This is a genomic window from Staphylococcus sp. GDY8P85P (assembly GCF_017892405.1).
In the GTDB taxonomy this organism is placed as follows: domain Bacteria; phylum Bacillota; class Bacilli; order Staphylococcales; family Staphylococcaceae; genus Staphylococcus; species Staphylococcus borealis.
The window spans coordinates 1-25,655 of record NZ_JAESLA010000058.1; the positions used below are offsets into that span (position 1 = coordinate 1).

Below are 25,655 nucleotides of genomic sequence, written 5' to 3' on the forward strand. Positions count from 1 at the left end.
GAGTAGGACGTTGCCAGGCATTTCAAATTATTCCGCAGTAGCTCAGTGGTAGAGCTATCGGCTGTTAACCGATCGGTCGTAGGTTCGAATCCTACCTGCGGAGCCATGGCTCCTTGGTCAAGCGGTTAAGACACCGCCCTTTCACGGCGGTAACACGGGTTCGAGTCCCGTAGGAGTCACCATGTTGGAGAATTAGCTCAGCTGGGAGAGCATCTGCCTTACAAGCAGAGGGTCGGCGGTTCAAACCCGTCATTCTCCACCATTTATATTTCGGAGGGGTAGCGAAGTGGCTAAACGCGGCGGACTGTAAATCCGCTCCTTCGGGTTCGGCAGTTCGAATCTGCCCCCCTCCACCATTCTAATGGGCTATAGCCAAGCGGTAAGGCAACGGACTTTGACTCCGTCACGCGCTGGTTCGAATCCAGCTAGCCCAGCCATTAGAGCCATTAGCTCAGTTGGTAGAGCATCTGACTTTTAATCAGAGGGTCAGAGGTTCGAATCCTCTATGGCTCACTTACTAGCACTCCTATTTAGGAGTGCTTTTTTTGTGTTTTTGAATAATACTGTAATATAAAAGTTTTTAACATATTGTATTCATAATATTTGTGAAAAGGGATAGAATGAGTTTGAAAAGAATGATGTTAAATACTTATTATTTTTTTAATACAATGTGTTTGTACATATGACAGTTGTCACTATCATTGGTATAATTATGACTATGGAAAAAATATTCGGAGGAGATGCTATGGATTTTTCCAACTTTTTTGATAATCTTAGTACATTAAAAATTGTAACGAGTGTACTGGATTTACTTATAGTATGGTATGTCCTTTATCTTCTCATTACTGTATTTAAAGGAACCAAGGCGATTCAATTACTCAAAGGTATACTTTTTATTGTTATTGGTCAACAAGTGAGTAAAATTCTAAATTTAACTGCCACATCTAAGCTTTTTGATATTGTAATTCAATGGGGGGTACTTGCACTTATTGTCATTTTCCAACCAGAAATTAGAAGAGCATTAGAGCAGTTGGGTCGTGGAAGCTTATTTAAACGTTATACTAATACATACAGTCATGATGAAGAAAAGCTAATTCAAGCAGTTTCAAAGGCTGTTCAGTATATGGCTAAAAGACGTATTGGTGCTTTAATTGTATTTGAAAAGGAAACGGGATTGCAGGATTATATTGAAACGGGTATAGCGATGAATTCTGAAATATCACAAGAACTATTAATTAATGTCTTTATACCGAATACACCGTTACATGATGGTGCAATGATAATTCAAAATTCTAAGATTGCGAGTGCAGCGAGTTACTTACCGTTATCAGATAGTGCTAAAATTTCTAAAAGCCTAGGTACTAGACATAGAGCAGCAGTAGGTATTTCTGAAGTCTCAGATGCATTTACAATCGTTGTTTCAGAGGAAACGGGATCAATATCAGTAACATTTGATGGCAAATTACGTAGAGATATCTCAAGTGAGGTATTTGAAGAATTATTAGCCGAACATTGGTTTGGAACACGCTTTCAAAAGAAAGGTGTGAAATAAGATGCTAGAGAGCAAATGGGGTCTTAGATTTATTGCACTTTTATTAGCAATCTTTTTCTATTTATCAGTTAATAATGTGTTTGGTAACATTTTCAATAATGATAATTTATCACAAAATTCATCTAAAACAATTGAAGATGTACCAGTAGAGATAATTTATAATTCTAAGGATTTACATGTAACTAAAGCGCCTGAGACGGTTAATGTAACTGTTTCAGGCCCACAGTCTAAGTTAATTAAAATTGAAAATACAGATGATATTAAAGTTGCAGTCGATTTATCGAACGCTAAAGCAGGAAAGTATAAAGAGGATTACATTGTTAAAGGCTTGAGTAATGATATCAATTATAATGTTAAACCAAAACAAGCTTATGTCACTTTAGAAGACAAAGAAACAAAAACGATGCATGTTCAAGCAGATATAGGGAAAGATGATATTGACCCAAATTATAAAGTTAGAGATAGTTCTGTTGAGCCTAATTCAGTTAAAGTAACAGGTGGTAGAGAACAACTTAAAAAAATCGCATACTTAAAAGCGACTTTTAAGGATGCAAATAAATTAAGTCAAGACACATCGGATGTTGCAGATGTTACTGCATTTGATAAATCATTAAATAAACTGGATGTTAATATTCAGCCAAATGAAGTAAAACTCAATGTTAAACTTCAAGAGTATAGTAAAAAGGTTAAAGTTAAAATCAAGCAAAAAGGTAGTTTACCTAATGGTGCTAGTTTAGATAATATAACGCTTGATGAAGACGAAATTGAAATTTATGGTAATAGAGATGATTTGCAAGATATTAATGAGATAGAAGCGACAGTTGATCTTGATAATATTACAGAATCGACAGATCAGAACGTTCAATTGCAATTACCAGATAAAGTGAAAAAAGCTGATCCAGATGACATAACAGCACATATAAGTTTAAACTAAAACATTTTATAAAGGAGTATTCATAATGGGAAAATATTTTGGTACGGATGGAGTAAGAGGTATAGCTAATAAAGAGTTAACACCTGAATTAGCATTTAAGTTAGGCCGTTATGGTGGCTATGTATTAGCACATAACGAGGATGCTGATAGACCTAAAGTTTTAGTAGGTAGAGATACACGTGTATCAGGCGAAATGCTAGAATCTGCTTTAATTGCAGGTTTAGCTTCAATTGGTGCAGAAGTTATGAGATTGGGTGTAATATCTACACCCGGCGTAGCTTATCTTACTAGAGAAATGGGTGCTGAATTAGGTGTTATGATTTCGGCTTCACATAACCCTGTTGCTGATAACGGCATTAAGTTTTTCGGAGCAGATGGCTTCAAATTATCAGATGCTCAAGAAGAAGAAATAGAAGCATTATTAGATCAAGAAAATCCGGATTTACCACGACCAGTTGGTACAGATATTGTTCATTTTTCAGATTACTTTGAAGGTGCTCAGAAATATTTAAGTTACTTAAAATCAACAATTGATGTTAATTTAGAAGGATTAAAAATAACATTAGATGGTGCAAATGGTTCTACATCAGCACTAGCGCCTTTCTTATTTGGAGATTTAGAAGCAGATACCGAAACTATTGGTTGTAGTCCTGATGGTTATAATATTAATGATAATTGTGGATCAACACATCCTGAATTATTAGCTGAAAAGGTCCTAGAAACTGAAAGCGACTTTGGTTTAGCATTTGATGGAGATGGAGATCGTTTAATTGCCGTTGATGAAAAAGGTAATATCATTGACGGGGACCAAATTATGTTTGTAATTGGTCAAGAAATGCATAAAAATCAAGAATTAAACAATGACATGATTGTTTCTACTGTAATGAGTAACTTAGGCTTCTATAAAGCACTTGAAAATGAAGGTATTAAATCTAATAAAACAAAAGTTGGAGATCGATACGTAGTAGAAGAAATGAGAAAAGGAAATTACAACTTAGGTGGTGAACAATCAGGTCACATTGTTATGATGGATTACAATACGACAGGTGATGGTTTACTAACAGGTGTTCAATTAGCAGCCGTAATTAAAATGAGTGGCAAACCACTAAGTGAGTTAGCTGCGCAAATGAAAAAGTATCCTCAGTCTTTAATCAATGTTAAAGTTACAGATAAACATCATGTAGAAGAAAATGAAGATGTTAAAAATGTAATGAATGAAGTTGAAACTGAAATGAACGGCGAAGGTAGAATTTTAGTTAGACCTTCAGGTACTGAACCATTAGTTCGTGTTATGGTTGAAGCTTCAACTGATGAAGACGCGCAACGTTTTGCTCAACGTATTGCAGACGAAGTACAAGCAAAAATGGGCTTAGAATAATAATTTTATCTCGTACACTATAAACCTTCAAAGTATACATTAAATTGTAACTTTGAAGGTTTTTTTTAAAGATATATTGCATTGAAAGTGCTTACATTCTATTGATTACTATATTGTTTAGTATTAATTTAATAACAAAGATTAATTTTTACCTATTTTTGAAAATTATAAAATATATTTATTTTTATTTTTCGCTAAAAAGGTTGGAAATTGTTTGCATTCATTTATCTGAAAAGTGTAAAATAAATAATATTGGAAGGAGGATAGTATAAAAATAATTACAAAGCGCCAGGGCAATATATAAGTGTTTCAATGATCAAAAGTTAAATATGAGAACTATTGTAGAACATATTATATTATTGCAGACGAGGAGAATAGTCATCGAACATATCGGCGGATGCTATTCCGGATGCGGCTCATTCGTTAGCTTATTATTTAAAACATTTAGGTAACTAAATGCACAAAAATAATAAGAATGCCTAAATTTTTAAAAAATCATAGAAATATAATATGGCTTAATAGGGTAAATAAGATAAAGATAAATTATCAATATTAAAAGATATTGTCTAAAAGATAATTACAAAGTTGTAAAATCTATTAACCTATTTAAATTTTATATAACAGATAAAATTTTCAAGCTATATTTAACGGAGGAAAAATTTATGTGCGGAATTGTAGGATATATCGGATACGATAATGCAAAAGAATTGCTATTATCAGGATTAGAAAAATTAGAATACAGAGGATATGATTCAGCTGGTATTGCAGTTGCAAATGATAATGGTACAACTGTATTTAAAGAAAAAGGTCGTATTGCAGAATTAAGAAAAGTTGCTGACAATAATGATACGGATGGACATGTTGGTATCGGTCACACACGTTGGGCTACTCACGGTGTACCAAGTACTGTTAACTCACATCCACATCAATCTAATAGTGAACGTTTCACATTAGTTCATAATGGTGTCATTGAAAACTACGAAGAATTAAAAAGTGAGTACTTAGCAGATGTAACATTCCAATCTGAGACAGATACAGAAGTCATTGTTCAGTTAGTTGAATACTTTTCAAATAAAGGTTTAGAAACTGAAGAAGCTTTCTCTAAAGTTGTATCATTATTACATGGTTCATATGCATTAGGTTTACTTGATAACCAAGATAGAGACACGATTTATGTAGCTAAAAACAAATCACCTTTATTAGTTGGTGTTGGCGAAGGCTTCAATGTTATTGCATCAGACGCATTAGCTATGATTAAAGTTACGAATGAATATAAAGAAATTCATGACCATGAAATCGTTATCGTTAAGAAAGATAGTGTAATCATTAAAGATCAAGATGGTAATGTTCAAGATCGTGATACGTATACGGCTCAAATTGATGCCTCAGACGCTGAAAAAGGTATCTATGACCACTATATGCTTAAAGAAATTAATGAACAGCCAGCAGTTATGCGTCGTATTATTCAAGAATACGAAGATGATAATGGCGACTTGAAAATTGATCCAGAAATTATTAAAGATGTTGCCGCTGCAGATCGTATTTATATTATTGCTGCAGGAACAAGCTATCACGCTGGATTAGTAGGTAAAGAATACTTAGAAAAATGGGCTGGCGTACCAACTGAAGTTCATGTAGCTTCTGAGTTTGTTTATAATATGCCATTATTGTCTGAAAAACCTTTATTCATCTATATTTCTCAATCAGGGGAAACTGCAGACAGTCGTGCGGTATTAGTTGAAACTAACAAATTAGGTTATAAATCATTAACGGTTACAAATGTAGCTGGTTCAACATTATCACGTGAAGCAGATCATACATTATTATTACATGCTGGTCCTGAAATTGCAGTTGCGTCTACGAAAGCATATACAGCTCAAATCGCAGTTTTATCAATTTTATCTCAAGTTGTAGCCAAAGCACATGGTCGAGATAATGATATTGATTTATTAAGAGAATTAGCTAAAGTAACAACTGCAATTGAGACAATCGTTGATGATACACCTAAAATGGAACAAATTGCTAAAGATTTCTTAGAAACAACACGTAATGCGTTCTTTATTGGTCGTACAATGGATTATAATGTCAGCCTTGAAGGTTCATTAAAATTAAAAGAAATTTCTTATATTCAAGCTGAAGGATTTGCTGGTGGAGAACTTAAACACGGTACAATAGCCTTAATTGAAGATGGTACACCAGTTATCGCACTTTCTACACAAGAAAAGGTTAACTTATCTATTCGTGGTAATGTTAAAGAGGTTGTTGCACGTGGTGCTAAGCCTTGTATTATCTCAATGGAAGGTTTAGAAAAAGATGAAGATACGTATGTCATCCCTCATGTACACGAATTGTTAACACCACTTGTATCTGTTGTTACATTACAATTAATTGCATACTATGCAGCGTTACACAGAGGCTTAGATGTAGATAAACCTCGTAACCTAGCTAAATCAGTTACAGTTGAATAGTACATTTTAGTTTTAGGAAATAGGACTACATTCATTTAAAATACATTCAATGGAGCAAGATCACAAATTCATTTGGATTTGGGCTTGCTCTTTTTTTATACAACTAACAACACAATAATGTATGCAAGTGATTTTTTGATAAAATATCAGAATGATCTTACAATTGTAATGTTATGAGGTGATATCATGTTGATTTCGATGGAAAATGGACGTCGGCATATATGATAAACAACGATATTCTTTATATTTAAAAGGTAAGGTCATTGCACATTTTATCAAATAATGCCACAATTTTATAAAAGATACTTAAAGGAGAAAGCGATATGACATTGAATAATATCAAAGCGATTTTTCTAGATATGGATGGAACGATTTTACATGAGGATAATCAAGCTTCAATTAAAACAAAAACAGTTATTGATGATTTAAGAGCAAAAGGATATAAAGTATTCCTAGCAACAGGGCGCTCTTATTCTGAAATTAATCAACTTGTGCCACCTCAATTTGAAGTCGATGGCATCATTAGTTCAAATGGTACAAGTGGGGAAATAAATGGCGATAACCTATTTATGCATTGTTTATCAACTGAAAGTGTTAAACGAATCGTGTCATTAGCGCAACAACAGGAAATATATTATGAAGTATTCCCGTTTAATGGCTCAAGAATAGCACTAAAGGAAGATGAAGTTTGGATGCAAGAAATGATTAAAGGTGATACACCGCCGAATCATGTAAGTGAAAGTGAATGGAAATCTAGACGAGATGCAATGGCTGGTAAGATTGATTGGAAAGATCATATACCTGAAGATAACTATGCTAAAATTTATTTATTTACAACAAACTTAGAGAAAATAACTACTTTCAGAGATGAACTTATTCAGAATCAAGTTCTTTTAAATATTAGTGTTTCTAATTCATCGAGATTTAACGCTGAAACAATGGCGCATCATACAGATAAAGGAACAGGTATTAAAGAAATGATCGACCATTTCAACATTAAACAAGCAGATACACTAGTTATAGGAGATAGTGATAATGATAGAGCGATGTTTGCATTTGGAGGGTATAGTGTTGCCATGAAAAATGCACGATCAGAAATACAAGAAATTACTGATGAGATAACAGAATTTACGAATGAAGAAGATGGTGCTGTATTATTCTTGGAAAGTAAATTTTTAAAATAATATTGAAAAAAAGGTGGAACCCCGCATTGGCATAGGTTCCACCTTTTTTTTATTATTTATCTTTGTTTAGATTTTTACTAGCTTCATCGTTAATATTTTCAGATTTTTGTTCAACATTGCGCTTCATTTTATTTGAATGATCATTTGCAACGTCTTTAGTGGATTGATGCGCTTTGTCATCATTAATTTGTTTATTTAACGTATCATTTTTACGCGTTGCTTTATTACGTTTAGTTTTCTTCTCTTTTGGTGTCGTACTTAATGTTTCACCACGTTTTAAGAAGTACTGTACTACACCCATGATAAGAATATAATAAAGGATTAAACGTAATACAATAATGATGATTTGTGCTACATATAAAATAACTGTAGCAACTTTTTGAGACATATTACCTGTTGCTACAGAAAGAATTGTCCCAAGCGGTTGTGTAATGATAATAATAATTAAATTGATTAAAAGCACAGCAATAAAGAATTTTAACCATGTTTTATGACCATTTTTAATTCCTTTAAAGCCATTTTTAAAGTGAGAAATAGCACTATGATTAGATTCACGCACTAATGACACAGTATAATTAATCATTAATATGAAAAAGAACCAAGATACGATTGATGTTATTAAACCAATGATAATTAAAATTATAATTTGAATCGTTAGTAAAATAGCAATAGCATTGTCAGATGCACTGACTGCTGACTGTAATGATGTAAATAAAGGTGTTAAAGCTAAATTAAATAAATAATTTAATGCTACTATAATTAAGTACATCACGATAAATAAACCAATGGTAATTAATGATAGAAGTAAACTCTTACCATATTTACCTTTTTTAAAAGCTACGACTAAATCACTAAAATGAACATCTTCTCTTGAAATTGCTTTAGCGATAACGTTAATTGCACCTGCCAGTAATTGATAACCAGCAAATACAAAGAATAGTAATCCCAGTAATAAAGCTAGGATCATAATTATTAAATATGGACCCGATGATTGTTGAAATTGTGCTGCTAGTTGCATTTGCATGAAATACTGCATAAAGAAAGTTCTAGCAACAGTAAAAACCGCAAATACTACAATAAAACTTACGATACTAAATAGAATCGTCTTAAGAATTTGCGGCTTAGCATTTTTTAATGCCAAACTATGATATTTGAACAAATATAAGCACTCCTTTACTTTAATATAAATACAATATCAAAATTTATACTTTTTTTAAAATAATATCTAACATATTTCAAGATTAAGTGTTAAAATATGCTAATGATTAAATTTTGAAAGGAGATATCATCATGAAATTCGCGATTATTACAGATGTGCATGGTAATTTCGATGCATTACAAACTGTCTTAGATGATATTGATAATAGAGAAGATATTGATAAAATTTATAATCTTGGGGACAATATCGGAATTGGTCATGAAACAAATAAAGTATTAGATATCATATTTGATCGTGATGATATGGAAATTATTGCTGGTAATCATGATGAAGCGGTTATGTCATTAGTAAATGGCACGCCTTATCCAGAAGATTTAAAGGATAAATTTTATGAACATCATCAATGGATAGAGAGTCATATGGATGAGGATTATTACGACCAAATCAACTTATTGCCAAGATACATTGAAAAAACAATTTGTGGAAAAAAATTACTATTCATTCATTATGAAATTGAAAATCAAAAATTAGAAACTGGCATTGAAGGACAACCATTTAGTCCAATCACTGAGAATAGTAAAGACAATATTATTGAGCTGTTCAAAGATAAAGATGCTGATTTAATTGCGTTTGGTCACAATCATCAGATGCATTTATATGATGATAATGAAACGATTTACTTTAATCCTGGTGCTGTAGGTCTAAATAATGGAGCTAATGCAGTTTACGGTATCGTAACGATTAATGATAATGAGTTCTCAATTGAAAGAATAAAACTTCCTTATGATAATGAAGAATATTTACAAGGTTTTGACGAAAAACAAGTACCAGCAAAGCAACTTATATTTGACCATTTTCTATAAGCAATGAAATAGGGGTTGGACAGAATTCTAATTGAATTCATAGTCCAACCCTTGATTAATATCTAATAAAATCATTTTAATGTGTATGATGATGCATGACACCAGAGCATAATATAGTGTCATCATGTTGATGTTTTGGTGTTTCTAATTGTATCGTCATATGTTGAATATTGAGATGTGCTAAGTCATGTTCTATTCGTTTAAGTAATTGTTCACACGCATCCATCGTTAGTGATTTATCTACGACTGCATGGCAACTTAATGCATTCATATCATTGGAAATGGTCCATACATGATAGTCATGAACATTTTGTATTTCCTCATGATGCATAATGGTGAAAATGACTTGTTCTAAATCAATGTCGGAAGGTGTCCCTTCCATTAAAATGTTAATCGATGATTGTGTAATACCAAAAGCACTTTTCAAAATTAATAGTGAGACGAATATACTTGCAATTGGATCTGCAATGGTAAAGTTAAATGTCCAAATTAGAATTGAAGCGATAATTGCCCCTACAGAACCTAATAGATCTCCAAGAACATGGACAAATGCACCACGCATATTTAAATTATGTGATGTATCGCCACCTCTAAACATGATAATAGCTACAACAATGTTAACGATTAAACCAATTAAACTAATGATAAACATTTCTGTTGATTGAACTTCAGGTGGTACAAAAAATCTTTTAATTGCTTCGATAATGATAATTATACTAATGACAAATAAAGTAACGCCGTTAAATAAAGCAGCTAATACTTCGAAGCGTTTATAACCAAATGTTTTAGTAGATGTAGCATTCTTTTCAGCGTAAATAAAGGCAATCAGCGCGACACCTAGTGAAACCGTGTCACTAAACATATGTAACCCATCAGATAATAATGCTAAACTATTGGCAATAAAGCCACCTACAATTTCTATTACCATGAAAAGCCCAATGATTATAAATGAAATGCTTAGTATCTTTTTATTATTCGTATGAACATGTGAATGTGAGTGCGAATGATTAGTCATATGAATGGTCACCTCTTAGATGTATTGTATGATGAATAGCTTGTTTCAATAACGTAGAAACATGTTGATCATCAAGTGAATAAATTTTTGACTGGCCTTGTCTTAAAGATTTAACAAGTCTTGCTTGTTTGAGGATTTTAAGCTGATGAGACACGTTAGATTGACTTAAATTTAGCGTGTGTGTAATATGCCCAACACTTGCCTCTGATTGATCTAGCAAGCGAAGAATTCTTAGCCTATTGTAATCACTTAAAGCTTTGAAAATATCTGTTGTTTGTTTCAAAATAGCTTCTTCGTTTGAATCGTTAACATGAACCGTCACGTGAAACACCTCTTATTAATATATGAATATATGTTCATATATTAATGTAATACATAATGATATTTATGTCAAAAAATGACTGACGTTTTAATTTTCCTGAAAGTGGTTAAAGCAAGGATATAGATTTAATAAGGAGGCCGATTTATATGAGTTTATTAGTTATAGGTGCTAATGGTGGCGTAGGTTCAAAATTAGTTAGACAATTAAAAGAAGATAATGTTGATTTCACAGCTGGTGTTAGAAAAAATGAGCAAGTAGAATCATTAAAACAAGAGGGTATTAAAGCAACACTGGTCGATGTTGAAAAAGATAGTATTGAAGATTTAACTCAAACATTTAAAGGCTTTGATAAAGTGATATTCTCAGTAGGTTCTGGTGGCAGTACAGGTGCAGATAAAACAATTATTGTAGATTTAGATGGTGCAATTAAAACTATTGAAGCAAGTAAACAAGCTAATATCAAGCACTACATTATGGTATCAACGTATGATGCCCGTCGAGAAGCATTTGATGCAAGTGGTGATTTAAAACCCTACACGATTGCAAAACATTACGCTGATGAGCATCTAATTAATTCTGGATTAAATTATACAATTGTACACCCAGGTGCTTTAGAGGATAAAGAAGGCACTTCTAAAATTGAAACTGCATTATATTTTGATGGTAGAGGTGCTATACCTAGAGAAGATGTAGCAAGCGTGTTAAAAGAAGTTGCAACATCAGATAATAAATTTATGAACAAAGAATTTCAAGTTGTTTCTGGTAATCAATCAATTCGCGAAGCATTATCTTCATATGAATAATTAAAGTTTAAAGATGACTATTTTGTATACACATTATGTGACTATGTTAAAAGGTGAAAATAAGAAGTTGTATTGCTTAATCGCAGTAGTTAACTGGATTGAGTAATAATTAAACCAAATATTCTTAGCGCCAGTCATACTTGTATTAGTGGTCGTGGGCCTAGAAAATTGAACGTCAATCCCACGACCACTTCTTTTATTGTTTTAATAATTTCTATTAAAATAGGACTAAAGTTGATATAATAAAGATACGAGTGATTATATAGGTCGTGTTCATCCTATAGCATGACTATAATTCAACGCTTACATAATTGACTTTTAGGTTTTAATACATATTAAACAGCAAATTATTATTTACTTTAGAAATAGAGAATACGGCCTTTAACGGTTTTAGGGGGTGCAATTATGCCATTATTTTTAAAGCCTGTTTTTCACGAAAAAATTTGGGGCGGTAATAAACTAAAACAATTTAATTACGACATTCCAAGTGAATCAGTTGGAGAATGTTGGGGGATTTCAGCACACCCAAATGGTAAAAGTATGATTCTTAATGGTCCTTATGCAGGACAAACTTTAGATCAAGTATGGACGCAACATAGAGAGCTATTTGGAGACTTTCCGAGTAAGGATTTCCCTTTACTCTGTAAAATCGTTGATGCTAAGGAACCACTATCGATTCATGTTCACCCAGATGATTCTTATGCTTATGAATATGAAAATGGGCAATATGGCAAATCAGAATGTTGGTACATTATCGATGCTGAAGAAGATGCTGAAGTGATCATCGGTACATCAGTTAACTCAAAAGAAGAATTAGAAGAGCAAATCGAACAAGATAAATTCATGGAAACACTCAAAAAGGTAAACGTACAACCTGGAGAATTTTACTTTATTCCTGCTGGCACGGTACATTCAATTGGTGCAGGAATTACAGTATATGAAACAATGCAGTCTTCAGATATTACATATAGACTATATGATTATGATAGAGAACGTGATCAACCTTCTTCTCTGAATATCGATAAAGCATTAGATGTCATTCAATATTCTCAAGAATTATCAAGTATTGTTCCGGAAAATGAAATTATTGAAAATCATAAGTGTAGTCACATTGTGTCTAATGATTTCTTTACAATGGTGAAATGGGAAGTCAGTGGAACGCTAAATTATATGAAACCAAGAGAATTTTGTCTTGTTTCTGTCCTTAATGGTGATGGACAAATGATTGTTGATGGCGAAATCTTTAAAATTCAAAAGGGATCTAACTTCGTGTTAACTTCAGAAGACTTAGATAGCGTTTTTGAAGGAGACTTCACATTAATAATTAGTTATATCTAATATTTCATTATATAGTTACGTCATTTATTTACTAAAGGAGTGTGAGTGTTGAAACAATTTTTATATATTTCCTTAGTATGTGGTGTGATTGCAGGAGCAGGTGTTTTCTTCAATATGCCACAATATCCTTCGCTTACGATTCCTAGGGTTGTGGCAATTTTAGGTATTATAAGTGCAATCATTACGTTTAAAGATAAAGAAATCAGTGGGTTACTGAAACTTGGAGGTATTATGATTAATTTAATGCCCTTGTTAGGTAGCTTACTTGCACAGCAATAACTTATATAGGGGAAATATTTAGAATTAATTGGTCATTGATTCTGAATGTTTGCTCTATTTTTTTGCAACTTATTAAAATGTGATAGAATATAAAAAAAATTAAACATAAAATTACGTCGATATGTTAAGATTTAAAGCATAACTTAAGTAACTTTAAAAATTTAAATATTACAATAAATAGGGATACATATTGATTTATAAGAATACATTTAAAGGAGATCCACTATGGAAGAAGAAATAAATTACTTTTGGCTTAATTGTGGCTATACGAGATGGAATCATAACGAGCCTTTAGTAGGTCAAACAACTTTATTTGAATCTGGCGCCCAGTTTAATCCTACCCAAGGTTTTAGAGCTTTTAAAAAAGCCAAAACAGGTGATCAAGTTATATTTTATCAAGTCCAAACGGATACTGGATTACTTGGTATTGGTGAGATCATTAGCGTACAAACAGGCGCTCAAAATAAAATAAGAGTTGAATTTAAATTTAACGAATTATTAAAGCCATTGACAACAGATTATTTAAAGCGTAGTGAGACACTCGATTTTCGCATGAACAACATGCGTGAAACATTAATTAATCAATTAACTAAAGAAGAATATGATTTAATTGTTTCATTAGGCAAAGGCGAAGAAAAACTTCCACGTTATTTCTTCCTATCTGAAACTGAATCATTTGAGCCAGGTGAATATTATACGATTTACACACACACTTATAATGGAATCAAACGCAATGGCTATCACTTTTACAATCAATTAGAAGTGGGAGATAACCTTGTATTCTATAATAAATACGAGAATCAGTCAGTGGTAGGCATTGGAGAGGTATCTCGACATATTCATGAGAAACCACCGATTCCAGGTAGAACCAATAGTACAGCCATTGAAATATACTATGATAAACATATTACGCCTGTAACTTTAGGTGCATTGAACAAACATCCTAAGTTAAAAAATCTGTATTTCTTACAAGAAAATGCGAAGCAAGCTATCGCAAGCATGAGCCAAACACAGTATGATGCAATTATTGAAATGAGTAACAATGATGGCATCAAAACGCCTTTTGAAACAATTAAGAAAACAGAAATTGATACAGAACATCATGAAGAAGGTATTAAACCTTTCATATTATTAGTAGTAGAACAACGCGAAGAAGGATTGAAAGCAGCGAATAATTTACTGCAAAAGACAAATGCTAACCCTGTGATTACGAGTGGGCATCCAGATTTTACGGAAGATATGTTGTATGGTAAGTATTTACCAAATGAAGCTGGTGCATTATATTATCGTGAAGGGTTTATTACACAATTGATGCCTAAAAATGATAAAAGTTACTTAGTCATTGATAACTTTAATAGAATTGATCCTGACATATTTCAAACATATATTAATGTACTTGAAGGGTATGAAGTGACATTACCTAGATATAATAAAGAAGGACAAATGGTTAAATGGTCAAGAGAAAAAGATTCATTCTACCATTTCAATCCAAACTGGCATATTATTGGCGTAACATATGATCGATTAGAGGATATTAAACGTAAATACTCAAAACAATTTCTTAAATATACAAGAATTGTTAAAGTAAATCATGAATAAATAAAATGGTTGGAATGCAGAGAACGCCAAGATGAACTATTTTCTATGTTAATCGAATTTGGCTAATCTGAAACAGTTATCATAGTATGGTTATTTTAGTTCTAGTGAGTGGACAATGAATTCGAAAGGAATTCTAGTCCACTTTTTTTATTAGAAATAATATAGATGTAGTCGATTAACTGATATACAACGGCGTCACAATAAAGTTAAACCTTGTCTGTATCACTTTTAGTGTTTAACTTAAGTCAAAACATGGAATATGAATACTAAGAAGTAATGGAAGGTGATAGAAGATGCCAATTATTTATTATGACGGTAATTGTGTGTATTGCTATAACTATTGTATTTGGTTAATACAACATGGACTTCCTAAAAGCTATGAATTTACAACCTTAAAGAGTGAATCAGCACATTATTTATTTGAACAGCATCCAGAAGCATTAAATAAAAACAGCGTTATATTACAACGTGGTCAACATTTAGAATTCAAATCTAATGCTATAGCGAGTCTTATACTTGCAACTACTGATTATAAGTGGTTAGGATTGTTGCTCAAAGTTACGCCACGCCCTATTAGAGATTGGGCTTATAATTTATTTGCTAATAATCGAAATAGAATGTGGAAGACACATTGGCACCAACCTAATGAATATGAAAAAACTTTCTTTATTGACGATAATCGAGATTAATTGATAATTTTTGATTTTAATTGATAATTTCATATACACTAATGATAATAAAATTATTTAAATGATAGTGCAAATTACTTTTCAAATGCAGATGAATGGCTTTTAATATACCATATAAAGGTTTTTAACTTACGCATAAAGTCATCATAAAAAAAGATGAACATATCTATTTACAGATTATAATAATTATAATATAATAATAATTGTAATAAAGAGAAAAAATAGTGATAAACAAGGAGAGAATATAATGAGTCAACAAGATGTAGTAAAAGAATTAAACCAACAAGTTGCGAACTGGACAGTAGCTTATACAAAATTACACAATTTCCATTGGTACGTTAAAGGTCCTAATTTCTTCTCATTACATGAGAAATTTGAAGAGTTATATAACGAAGCAAGTCAATATGTAGATGACTTAGCTGAACGTATTTTAGCAATTGGCGGTAATCCAGTTGGAACATTAAAAGAAAGCTTAGACATTTCAATCGTTGATGAAGCGGGTAAAAATTATTCAGCAGAACAAATGGTAGAAGCATTCTCAAAAGATTTAACAAATATTTCAGAGCAATTAGTTAAATCTATTGAAGTAGCAGGAGAAGCTGGCGATGATGTATCAGAAGATATGTTCATCGGAATGAAAAATTCTGTTGATAAACACAATTGGATGTTCAAATCATATTTAGTTTAATCATAAGGGTGTTATTAAGCACACGACTTTCAATATCGTTCATTGAGATAAGACTTACAATGATCTTAGTAGAGTGATTTGAGTCATGTTCTAATCTTTAAATTTAAGGCACTTCGTTAATTTAGTTTGCTAGTACTTACTAAATGATACGAAAGTGCCTTATTTTTTTAAAATATTTCAAAGTAAAATGATATATAAATACGACGTATTGTAAACGAAAAAACCAGTAAATGAATTTATAAAACTCATTTACTGGTTATTTTGTTAGGGATTATTTCCTAACCTCGTTTATTGTTTATTGTTATTCAGCAACTTCTAATGCAATTTCCATCATTTGCGTAAATGAGTTTTGTCTCTCTTCAGCTGTAGTTGCTTCATCTCTAAGAATATGGTCACTAACTGTAAAAATACCTAATGCTTTCTTACCAGCATTAATTGCATTTAAGTATAACCCTGCTGATTCCATTTCAATACCTAAAATTCCCATTTTTTTCCAATTGTCATTGAACGTTGCATCAGCATTATAGAATGTATCTGAAGATAGTACATTACCTACATGACTTACTGCTCCAATTTTATCAGCAATATTTTTAGCTTTAGTAATAAGTTCGAAATCAGCGATTGGGGCAAAGTGGCCAGGAATATTAAATTGGTCTACATAATTAGAGTTAGTAGATGCTGCTTGAGCAATAATCACATCATATAAATTAACATCTTCTTGTAAAGCACCACATGAACCAACACGAATAATAGTGTCAACATCAAAGAAATTATATAATTCATATGAATAAATACCAATACTTGGTATGCCCATTCCAGAGCCCATAACTGAAACTTCTTTACCTTTGTAAGTACCTGTATAACCGAACATATTTCTAACTTCGTTAAATTGTTCTACATTTTCTAAAAAGTTATCTGCAATATATTTTGCGCGTAATGGATCGCCAGGCATTAAAACCGTTTTAGCGATTTTCGCTCCATTTGGTTGAATGTGAGGTGTGCCATTTGTCATTAATATCTTCTCCTTATCATGATTGTTAAGATTAAGATAACATTTGTTTAACTTTTTTGCGAATTTTTGTACTATATACATGAGAGGGCTATATTAATATGAAAAGTTAATATTCTAATTTTAAGGAATATTGATTAAATTTAACAACATATTGGAGGAAACTACTATGAATTATGCAAAATTTATTGATCACACTCTATTGAAGCCGGAATCTACACGTCAACAAATTGATAAAATTATTGACGAAGCTAAAGCGTATGATTTCAAATCAATTTGTGTAAATCCTACACACGTTAAATATGCATCAGAAAAGTTAAATGGCTCAGATGTATTAGTTTGTACTGTGATTGGTTTTCCATTAGGAGCAAATACAACTGCTACTAAAATTTTTGAAGCAGAAGATGCGATTAAAAATGGCGCGTCTGAAATTGATATGGTTATCAATATAGGCGCACTTAAAGATGGAAGATATGAAGACGTTCAAAAAGATATTGAAGGCGTAGTTGGCGCAGCTAACGGAAAAACTGTGAAAGTTATAATTGAAACTGTTCTTTTAACAGACGATGAAAAAGTGAAAGCAAGTGAACTAGCAAAAGCTGCTGGAGCAGATTTCGTTAAAACATCAACTGGCTTTGCTGGGGGAGGCGCTACACCAGAAGATGTGAAATTGATGAAAGACACTGTGGGAGACGCATTAGAGGTTAAAGCTTCAGGTGGCGTGCGTAATTTAGAAGATTTCAATAAAATGATTGACGCAGGCGCTACTCGTATAGGTGCGAGTGCTGGTGTTCAAATTATTCAAGGCTTAGAGTCAGATTCTGATTATTAATCATGCAATTGATGTAACAGCACATAGATACAACAGCTTATTTTGAGAGGGGTTCAGAATTATGAGAATGGTAGATATTATTGAAAAGAAACGCGATGGCAAATCATTATCTAAAGAGGAAATTGAATTCTTTATCAAAGGTTACACGGAAGGGGACATTCCTGATTATCAAGCTTCTAGTTTAGCGATGGCAATCTTTTTCCAAGATATGAATGAAGAAGAGCGTGCAGCTTTAACTATGGCAATGGTTAATTCAGGTGATGTTATTGATTTATCAAAAATTAATGGTATTAAAGTAGATAAACACTCAACTGGTGGTGTTGGAGATACGACGACGCTAGTGTTGGCACCATTAGTAGCTGCAGTGGGAGTGCCAGTTGCTAAAATGAGTGGCCGTGGTTTAGGACATACGGGCGGTACGATTGATAAATTAGAATCTATTGATGGATTCCATGTTGAAATCTCTGAAGCGGAGTTCATTAAACTTGTTAATGAAGACCAAGTTGCAGTGATTGGACAAACAGGCAATTTAACACCTGCAGACAAGAAACTATACGCACTAAGAGATGTTACAGGAACAGTTAACTCTATTCCTCTAATCGCATCATCTATCATGAGTAAGAAAATTGCCGCGGGTGCTGATGCAATCGTCCTAGATGTTAAAACTGGAAATGGTGCATTCATGAAAACATTAGAAGACGCTGAGGCTTTAGCACATGCTATGGTTAGCATAGGAAATAATGTTGGTAGAAATACAATGGCTATTATTTCAGATATGAGCCAACCACTTGGTCGTGCGATTGGGAATGCTTTAGAATTAAGAGAAGCGATTGATACATTAAATGGTCAAGGACCTGAAGATTTAACTGAACTAGTATTAACATTAGGTTCACAAATGGTCGTACTTGCTGAAAGAGCAAGTACACTTGAAGAGGCGCGTCAATTGCTCAATGAAGCCATTGAAAATGGTTCAGCACTAGATAAATTCAAAACATTTTTAGAAAATCAAGGTGGCGATGCTTCAGTTGTCGATTCACCGGAGTTATTACCGACTGCCCAATATCAAATTGATTATAAAGCAAAATCAAGTGGTGTAGTTTCAGAGCTTATTGCAAATGAAATTGGAGTTGCTTCAATGATGTTAGGTGCGGGAAGACAAACGAAAGAAGATGACATAGATTTAAGTGTTGGCATTGTGTTGAATAAGAAAGTAGGAGACAAAGTCAATGAAGGTGAGTCTTTATTGACGATTCACAGTAATCGTGAAAATGTTGATGATGTCATTAAGAAACTTGACGAAAGTATCGAAATTAAAGCACAAGCAAAAACACCAACATTAATTCATAAAATAATTACAGAGTAGGAGTGTTAAATATGACGACACCATTTAAAAGAGTGCATTTAATTGTCATGGATTCAGTAGGTATTGGTGAAGCACCTGATGCTGCAGCTTTTAATGATGAAGGTTCACACACATTAAAACACACGTTAGAAGGGTTTAACCAATCATTACCTAATTTAGAAAAATTAGGATTAGGTAATATTGAAGATTTACCAGTGGTCAATAAAGTTGAACAACCAGGTGCGTTTTATACTAAATTAAGTGAAGCTTCTGTCGGAAAAGATACGATGACAGGACATTGGGAAATTATGGGACTAAATATCATGCAACCATTTAAAGTTTATCCGAATGGATTTCCTGATGAATTAATTCAAGAGATTGAAGAAATGACAGGTCGAAAAGTTGTGGCAAATAAACCTGCTTCAGGTACTGCAATTATTGATGAATTAGGCGAACATCAAATGAAGACAGGAGATTTAATTGTTTATACTAGTGCAGACCCAGTACTTCAAATTGCTGCACATGAAGATATTATCCCACTTGAAGAATTGTATGATATTTGCGAAAAGGTACGTGAATTAACTAAAGATCCTAAGTACTTAATTGGCCGTGTTATTGCACGCCCATATGTAGGTGAGCCAGGAAACTTTACACGTACGTCTAATCGTCATGATTATGCGCTTAAACCATTTGGTAAAACAGTCATGAACACATTAAAAGATCATGACTATGATGTTATTGCAATTGGTAAAATTAATGACATTTATGACGGTGAAGGTGTAACAGAAGCAATAAGAACTAAAAATAATATGGATGGCATGGATCAACTGATTAATGTCGTTAAAAAAGACTTTAATGGTATCAGCTTCTTGAATTTAGTGGATTTTGATGCATTATATGGTCACCGCAGAGACAAAGACGGTTATGCACAAGCAATTAAAGATTTCGATGAACGCTTACCAGAATTAATTGATAATTTACAAGAAGATGATTTAGTTATAATTACGGCAGATCATGGTAATGATCCAATTGCAGAGGGTACTGACCATACACGAGAATATATTCCAGTGTTGATGTTTAGCCCTAAAATAGATGCATACCATGAATTATCAGGAGATACTACATTTAGTTCAATTGGTGCAACAATCGCGGATAATTTCAATGTTGAATTGCCTGAATTTGGTAAGAGTTATTTAAATGAAATGGGAGTGGAACATTAATGAAAGTATTCCGTTATTTATTAGGTTTAGCGTTTGGAACAGCTGGTGTACTTCATTTTACAAATGAACGTTCATTTAGAAATATCGTTCCAGATTATTTACCATTACAAAAAACGGCTGTTTTAGTAACAGGTGTATTTGAGATTTTCTTCGGTATTATGTTGTTATTAAAACGTCCTGCTAATTGGTTAAAAAAAGGTATTAACCTATTCTTATTAGCTGTATTGCCCGCAAATGTTTACATGGCACGTAAAGAATTACCTTTAGGTGATAAACAAGTGCCAAAATGGGCGCTATATTTAAGATTACCATTACAGTTTGTATTAATTGGATTAGTAAAAAAATTATAAAATAATCAGATCAGAGAGCGGGACAAAAATAAAAATAAATTTGTTGTTCCACCCTAGCTAGCTTAGTTCGGAGATTTTCTTCATGAAAATCTCTTAGCTGGGGCTCTGACAGCAAAGATGACGTGGTTTGAAAAAATGCTTGATTTAAACGCATTTTCAAATCAGTCAACTACAGCTAAAAGAAAAAGAGGCTAAGACAAAATAAAATGTCTCAGCCTCTTTTTCTTTTTAAATATTCACTTTATGAACGGGTAATATTATTTACCTTCACCATATATATCAGACCATTCATTACGTTTATCAAGAAATGCTTGTGCGATTTCTTTTGCACCTTCAAGTGAATGGCTTGCAGCCCAGCCACATTGAACTTCGTTACAAGCAGGAACTTCAGTAGCACTTAACACATCATTTAATGTTTTTTCAATGATACTTAATACATCTTCATAATCATCATGATTAATAAATGACACATAAAAACCAGTTTGACAACCCATTGGACTTAAATCTACAACTTTATCAGTATGATTTCTGATGTTCTCAGCCATTAAATGTTCGAGTGAGTGTAACCCAGGCATTTCCATATGTTCTTTATTAGGTTGTTTGAAACGAATATCGTATTTTTTAATCACATCACCATTCAAACCTTCCATTGTACCAGCTAAACGCACGAAAGGTGCTACAACCTTAGTATGATCTAAATTAAAACTTTCAACGTTCATTTTAGTCATCATAAATCCTCCTATAAGCAATAAATTTAATTATTAAGTTAACGATTTGATTGTATCAATTGTTAAAGGTATTTACAATTTTCAAAATTATAGTCCTAATAGTGGACGTGAAATAAAATGAATTGTGAGAAAATTTTGTAAATACATGGAAATTTAATGACAACCATCTTTAAATCCGATAAAATAGGTAATAATTAACTGATGATAAGAAATATAAACGATTGAAGATAGTAGAGAAAACGATTGTCGTAAAAATAAGGGAGTTATGATTTATGAGTAATAAACAAGAAATTTTAGATTATATAGAGAATAATAAATATGATTATGTTGAAATTAGTCATCGAATACATGAACGCCCTGAATTAGGTAATGAGGAGATCTTTGCCTCTAGAACACTCATTGATAAATTGAAAGCCAATGACTTTGAAATAGAAACGGATATTGCTGGGCATGCTACAGGTTTTATAGCCACTTATGATTCTGGGCAAGAAGGTCCTACGATTGGTTATTTAGCAGAATATGATGCACTGCCGGGATTAGGTCACGCCTGTGGCCATAACATTATTGGGACTGCTAGCGTACTTGCAGGTTCAGCATTAAAACAAGTGATAAACCACATTGGGGGAAAGGTTGTTGTGCTTGGTTGTCCAGCTGAAGAAGGTGGCGAGAATGGAAGTGCCAAAGCGTCATATGTTAAAGCTGGCATTATTGATGATATCGACATCGCTTTAATGATTCACCCTGGGAATGAAACCTATCCAACTATTGATACGCTCGCTGTAGATGTATTAGATATAAAATTCTATGGCAAGAGTGCACATGCTTCAGAAAATGCTGATGAAGCTTTAAATGCACTTGATGCGATGATTTCATATTTTAATGGTGTAGCACAATTAAGACAACACATTAAAAAAAGTCAACGCGTACATGGCGTTATTTTAGATGGTGGCAAAGCAGCTAATATTATTCCGGACTTTACACATGCTCGATTCTATACACGTGCAACAACACGTAAAGAATTAGATGTTTTAACTGAAAAGGTTAATCAAATTGCGAGAGGCGCAGCGATTCAAACAGGTTGTGATTATGAATTTGGACCGATACAGAATGGTGTAAATGAATTTATAAAGACGCCTAAATTAGACGCGTTATTTGAGAAATATGCAAATGAGGTAGGTGAAGATGTCAGTCACGACGATTTTGGTTTTGGATCGACAGATACGGGTAATGTCAGTCATATAGTACCTACGATTCACCCTCATGTGAAAATAGGCTCTAGAAATTTAGTTGGTCATACACATAGATTTAGAGAGGCTGCAGCGAGTGTGCATGGTGATCAAGCGTTAATTCATGGTGCTAAAATCATAGCATTAATGGGATTAGAATTAATTGAAAATAAGAGAATGTTTGATGATGTAGTTCAACAGCACTCTCAAATAAAGGGGCAGTCTAGATGACAAAGAACGAAAAAGAACTAAAATTAACTTTAAGTGATTTATATAATGACAATGTTGTGTATAACTCAAGACCATCATATATTTCAAACCCTTGGCTAAAACCTGAGGAACATCAATCGAATTTCTTAACGGGTCGAGAAATGCTTATTGCAGATTCTATGCCGATGATTGTACATGAGGCAAGCATTACTGATAAATTAGTTCAATTATTTGCTCTAGTCGGAAAAAAAGTTCCAACACATACGTATCAATTTAAAAATCGTGAAACATATGAAGCACTGTTAAATCGAATTGTTCATGAAGAAGGTAAAGCGATTTACTTTCAATATATTCATAGTGATGACGTTGTACCGGATGATTGCTACGCTGTTCAGAAAGAAACATTTGTAGCATTAAACAATAAAGCACGTATACCAGAGTGGACGAATCATAAATTTTTGCCAGAGCGTGAAATTGTATCTATTAATGATTTCAAAGCACGTATTAAAGAATGGACATTTCCATTTGTTATTAAACCTGGAGACGATTTGCCAACAGCAGGTGGATATGGTGTCATGATTTGCTATGATGAAGCGGATTTGGCTAAAGCCACACAACGTATCTTAGAAGCTAGTGATGCGACAGATAACCTAATTATTGAACAAAAAATTGAAGCGGTTAAGAACTATTGTGTGCAATTCGCTTATTCTGAAGATATTGGTGTGACCTATTTAGGTACTGCACATCAAATTACAGATAAATATGGATTTTATGCAGGAAATGAAAATGTTCATAATGTTCCCCAACAAGTAATTGATGCCGGTCGAGAAATAATGGAAAATGGTGTGAAACTCGGTTTCTTTGGTGTAGCTGGTTTCGATTTACTCCTAGATAAGAACGACGACGTTTTTGCTATCGATTTAAACTTTAGACAAAATGGCTCTACAAGCATGCTATTATTACAGGAGGAACTGAATTCGACATATCAAAAATTTTATAGCTACTTCTCTAATGGTGATAATGCGCATTTCTTTAATACTATTTTAAAATATGTTAAACAAGGTGTGTTGTACCCATTGTCTTATTACGATGGAGATTGGTTTGGAAAAAACAAAGTTAATTCTCGCTTTGGTTGTATTTGGAGAGGCGAATCAAAGGAATCTATAGAGAAGATTGAACAATCTTTTTTAGCTGACCTTGAAAAATAATCATATATTAAATATACAATCGTAAGTCGACAAGAAGTGTATTGTTTAAAATGAATATGAGTTATGAACTAGAGTTGCGTAGGCACGCATATTAGCCTTTTCTCAACTCTAGTTTTATTTTAGGTTCAAAACAAGTATGTTTTAAAAGTACTATCTTAAAATCATCATTTTCGATACAGATATTTGACGGCTTAAGTATTGTCATTTACTATTTTAATTGTTACCAAAATAGAAATGGAGGGTTACGCATTGTCTTACAAGAATGAGACTTATTTTAAAGATGTGCTGATTAATGAAACGTTTTATGTTGCTAGCCAAAATAAAAAATTAATCAGAATAAATAGTAATGATCAAAATCATGTCGGTGTTTGGACTCAAGAAGGACAAGCAGAAGCGTATTTAAAGCATTCAGCAATAGACTACGATCGCGTATTAACAATTGATGTGGATACATTCGTTACCTATGAATTGGATGACTTATTTGATGAAAATGATCAAGTTGTTATTAATCAAACAGCTGAAACAGAAGGACAGATTGTTAACGTTGTACAAATGACTGATGAATTAATGTCAGAATTGGATAAAATTCGCATTAAAGAATTTGTGAGAGATGTAGCCAAAGAAGACCAAGTATTCGGCTTAACAAAACAAGGTGAAAGTCACTTCATATTAATCAGTGATGATAAAGAAGAAAAACCTCAAATTATGCCTGTTTGGAGTTTAAAAAATAGAGCGCTTAAAGTTCGAGATGAAGACTTTGAAGAGTGTGAGTTAATCGAAATTGAAGGCAGCGTATTTAGTGATTGGTTAGATAAATTACGTGATAATAATCAAGCTGTTGCCATTGATTTAAAACCTGGTGTAGTTGGAACAGTTGTTTCAGCTCAAAAATTATCAAACGAATTAACGTTTTAATTTGAATGATGTAGTCATTCGTTACTTTTAGTCTTTATATATATTTAGGTATTACATAATTGATTAATTAAATAAAAAGGAAGAGGCTGGGACAAAAATAATATAATGAAGCTATTTTGCAAATTCGCAGTAGCTGACTGAACTGAGAAGGCGCTTAAATCAAGCTTTTCTCAGTTCTAGTCATCCTTGCGGGCGGGGCCCCAACAAAGAGAATTTCACTAAAAAATTCTACAAGCAAAGCAAGTTTTGAGTCGGGGCCCCAGCAAAGAGAATTTCATCAAGAAATTCTACAAACAAAGCAAGCTGGGAGTGGAAGACGAATTCAAAAGAATTGTGTCCCGCTC

24 protein-coding genes and 6 tRNA genes are annotated in these 25,655 nt (G+C 32.9%); 25 read left to right on the top strand and 5 right to left on the bottom strand.

Annotated features, from left to right (window positions below; all coding sequences use genetic code 11):
* Positions 1-31: 31 nt before the first annotated feature.
* The 11 genes from KA828_RS11605 (at position 32) to KA828_RS11655 (ending at position 7,516) form a co-directional block, all read left to right on the top strand.
* Positions 32-106 (top strand) — tRNA-Asn (locus KA828_RS11605).
* A 1-nt stretch (position 107) separates the two neighbouring features.
* Positions 108-182, top strand: a tRNA-Glu gene (locus KA828_RS11610).
* A gap of 4 nt (positions 183-186) precedes the next feature.
* A tRNA-Val gene (locus KA828_RS11615) sits at positions 187-262 on the top strand.
* 10 nt (positions 263-272) lie between these two features.
* Positions 273-356 (top strand) — tRNA-Tyr (locus KA828_RS11620).
* Positions 357-362: 6 nt separating this feature from the next.
* Positions 363-437: transfer RNA gene (locus KA828_RS11625), tRNA-Gln, on the top strand.
* Between the two features lie 3 nt (positions 438-440).
* Positions 441-513, top strand: a tRNA-Lys gene (locus tag KA828_RS11630).
* A 232-nt stretch (positions 514-745) separates the two neighbouring features.
* Positions 746-1,552 carry a diadenylate cyclase CdaA gene (gene cdaA / locus KA828_RS11635; RefSeq protein ID WP_053031531.1) on the top strand — a complete coding sequence of 269 codons (807 nt, stop codon included), beginning with the start codon at positions 746-748 and terminating at the stop codon, positions 1,550-1,552.
* Between the two features lies 1 nt (position 1,553).
* Complete coding sequence (locus tag KA828_RS11640) at positions 1,554-2,486, top strand: CdaR family protein (protein ID WP_075109403.1); 933 nt, start codon at positions 1,554-1,556, stop codon at positions 2,484-2,486.
* A gap of 25 nt (positions 2,487-2,511) precedes the next feature.
* Positions 2,512-3,864 carry a phosphoglucosamine mutase gene (glmM, locus tag KA828_RS11645; RefSeq protein WP_075109402.1) on the top strand — a complete coding sequence of 451 codons (1,353 nt, stop codon included), beginning with the start codon at positions 2,512-2,514 and terminating at the stop codon, positions 3,862-3,864.
* 662 nt (positions 3,865-4,526) lie between these two features.
* Positions 4,527-6,332: a glutamine--fructose-6-phosphate transaminase (isomerizing) gene (glmS, locus tag KA828_RS11650; RefSeq protein ID WP_210126263.1), complete on the top strand. Its 1,806-nt coding sequence runs from the start codon at positions 4,527-4,529 to the stop codon at positions 6,330-6,332.
* A 329-nt stretch (positions 6,333-6,661) separates the two neighbouring features.
* Positions 6,662-7,516, top strand: coding sequence for an HAD family hydrolase (locus KA828_RS11655; protein ID WP_245336088.1), 855 nt, complete (start codon positions 6,662-6,664; stop codon positions 7,514-7,516).
* A 52-nt stretch (positions 7,517-7,568) separates the two neighbouring features.
* On the opposite strand, the gene KA828_RS11660 is transcribed toward KA828_RS11655, so the two are convergent.
* Positions 7,569-8,675, bottom strand: a complete 1,107-nt coding sequence (locus KA828_RS11660; protein ID WP_210126265.1) for a YtxH domain-containing protein — start codon at positions 8,673-8,675, stop codon at positions 7,569-7,571.
* Positions 8,676-8,806: 131 nt separating this feature from the next.
* Between KA828_RS11660 and KA828_RS11665 the strand changes: the two genes are divergently transcribed.
* A complete protein-coding gene (locus KA828_RS11665; RefSeq protein WP_070855649.1) occupies positions 8,807-9,538 on the top strand; it encodes a metallophosphoesterase family protein in 732 nt (243 codons plus the stop codon).
* A gap of 76 nt (positions 9,539-9,614) precedes the next feature.
* On the opposite strand, the gene czrB is transcribed toward KA828_RS11665, so the two are convergent.
* Both czrB and KA828_RS11675 read right to left on the bottom strand, forming a co-directional pair.
* Positions 9,615-10,553 carry a CDF family zinc efflux transporter CzrB gene (gene czrB, locus KA828_RS11670; protein ID WP_075109268.1) on the bottom strand — a complete coding sequence of 313 codons (939 nt, stop codon included), beginning with the start codon at positions 10,551-10,553 and terminating at the stop codon, positions 9,615-9,617.
* Positions 10,546-10,875 (bottom strand): ArsR/SmtB family transcription factor, encoded by a 330-nt coding sequence (locus KA828_RS11675; RefSeq protein WP_210126266.1) that lies wholly within the window; start codon positions 10,873-10,875, stop codon positions 10,546-10,548. The genes czrB and KA828_RS11675 overlap by 8 nt, the downstream gene beginning before the upstream one ends.
* Positions 10,876-11,021: 146 nt before the next feature.
* Here KA828_RS11675 and KA828_RS11680 point away from each other — a divergent pair, with 146 nt between their 5' ends.
* The 6 genes from KA828_RS11680 to KA828_RS11705 all read left to right on the top strand — a co-directional run bounded on the left by KA828_RS11680 (position 11,022) and on the right by KA828_RS11705 (position 16,271).
* Positions 11,022-11,678 carry an SDR family oxidoreductase gene (locus KA828_RS11680; RefSeq protein ID WP_210126267.1) on the top strand — a complete coding sequence of 219 codons (657 nt, stop codon included), beginning with the start codon at positions 11,022-11,024 and terminating at the stop codon, positions 11,676-11,678.
* A 405-nt stretch (positions 11,679-12,083) separates the two neighbouring features.
* The gene (locus tag KA828_RS11685; protein WP_075109265.1) at positions 12,084-13,016 is read left to right on the top strand and encodes a type I phosphomannose isomerase catalytic subunit; all 933 of its coding nucleotides are present in this window, start codon (positions 12,084-12,086) and stop codon (positions 13,014-13,016) included.
* Between the two features lie 48 nt (positions 13,017-13,064).
* Complete coding sequence (locus tag KA828_RS11690) at positions 13,065-13,295, top strand: hypothetical protein (protein WP_053031508.1); 231 nt, start codon at positions 13,065-13,067, stop codon at positions 13,293-13,295.
* Positions 13,296-13,520: 225 nt separating this feature from the next.
* Entirely contained in the window at positions 13,521-14,894 is a 1,374-nt protein-coding gene (locus KA828_RS11695; RefSeq protein ID WP_075109264.1) for an EVE domain-containing protein, read from the top strand.
* A 293-nt stretch (positions 14,895-15,187) separates the two neighbouring features.
* Entirely contained in the window at positions 15,188-15,583 is a 396-nt protein-coding gene (locus KA828_RS11700; protein WP_075109263.1) for a thiol-disulfide oxidoreductase DCC family protein, read from the top strand.
* A gap of 244 nt (positions 15,584-15,827) precedes the next feature.
* Positions 15,828-16,271, top strand: coding sequence for a Dps family protein (locus KA828_RS11705; RefSeq protein ID WP_142237146.1), 444 nt, complete (start codon positions 15,828-15,830; stop codon positions 16,269-16,271).
* Positions 16,272-16,572: 301 nt separating this feature from the next.
* On the opposite strand, the gene deoD is transcribed toward KA828_RS11705, so the two are convergent.
* A complete protein-coding gene (deoD, locus tag KA828_RS11710; protein ID WP_070855643.1) occupies positions 16,573-17,283 on the bottom strand; it encodes a purine-nucleoside phosphorylase in 711 nt (236 codons plus the stop codon).
* A 166-nt stretch (positions 17,284-17,449) separates the two neighbouring features.
* Between deoD and deoC the strand changes: the two genes are divergently transcribed.
* The 4 genes from deoC to KA828_RS11730 all read left to right on the top strand — a co-directional run bounded on the left by deoC (position 17,450) and on the right by KA828_RS11730 (position 21,024).
* Positions 17,450-18,112, top strand: a complete 663-nt coding sequence (deoC, locus tag KA828_RS11715; RefSeq protein WP_075109261.1) for a deoxyribose-phosphate aldolase — start codon at positions 17,450-17,452, stop codon at positions 18,110-18,112.
* A 61-nt stretch (positions 18,113-18,173) separates the two neighbouring features.
* Positions 18,174-19,475, top strand: a complete 1,302-nt coding sequence (locus KA828_RS11720) for a pyrimidine-nucleoside phosphorylase (RefSeq protein WP_193839095.1) — start codon at positions 18,174-18,176, stop codon at positions 19,473-19,475.
* A gap of 11 nt (positions 19,476-19,486) precedes the next feature.
* On the top strand, positions 19,487-20,674 hold the full coding sequence (deoB, locus tag KA828_RS11725) for a phosphopentomutase (RefSeq protein WP_075109259.1): 1,188 nt from the start codon (positions 19,487-19,489) through the stop codon (positions 20,672-20,674).
* A complete protein-coding gene (locus KA828_RS11730; RefSeq protein WP_075109258.1) occupies positions 20,674-21,024 on the top strand; it encodes a DoxX family protein in 351 nt (116 codons plus the stop codon). The genes deoB and KA828_RS11730 overlap by 1 nt, the downstream gene beginning before the upstream one ends.
* 257 nt (positions 21,025-21,281) lie before the next feature.
* Here KA828_RS11730 and KA828_RS11735 read toward each other — a convergent pair whose 3' ends face one another.
* Complete coding sequence (locus tag KA828_RS11735) at positions 21,282-21,752, bottom strand: S-ribosylhomocysteine lyase (protein WP_075109257.1); 471 nt, start codon at positions 21,750-21,752, stop codon at positions 21,282-21,284.
* A gap of 272 nt (positions 21,753-22,024) precedes the next feature.
* Between KA828_RS11735 and KA828_RS11740 the strand changes: the two genes are divergently transcribed.
* From KA828_RS11740 to KA828_RS11750, 3 genes are all read left to right on the top strand, one after another.
* Positions 22,025-23,209 carry a M20 family metallopeptidase gene (locus tag KA828_RS11740; RefSeq protein ID WP_193839098.1) on the top strand — a complete coding sequence of 395 codons (1,185 nt, stop codon included), beginning with the start codon at positions 22,025-22,027 and terminating at the stop codon, positions 23,207-23,209.
* Positions 23,206-24,396: an L-aspartate--L-methionine ligase LdmS gene (ldmS, locus tag KA828_RS11745; protein WP_075109255.1), complete on the top strand. Its 1,191-nt coding sequence runs from the start codon at positions 23,206-23,208 to the stop codon at positions 24,394-24,396. The genes KA828_RS11740 and ldmS overlap by 4 nt, the downstream gene beginning before the upstream one ends.
* Positions 24,397-24,645: 249 nt before the next feature.
* A complete protein-coding gene (locus KA828_RS11750) occupies positions 24,646-25,311 on the top strand; it encodes a DUF2750 domain-containing protein (protein WP_053031126.1) in 666 nt (221 codons plus the stop codon).
* Positions 25,312-25,655: the final 344 nt, after the last annotated feature.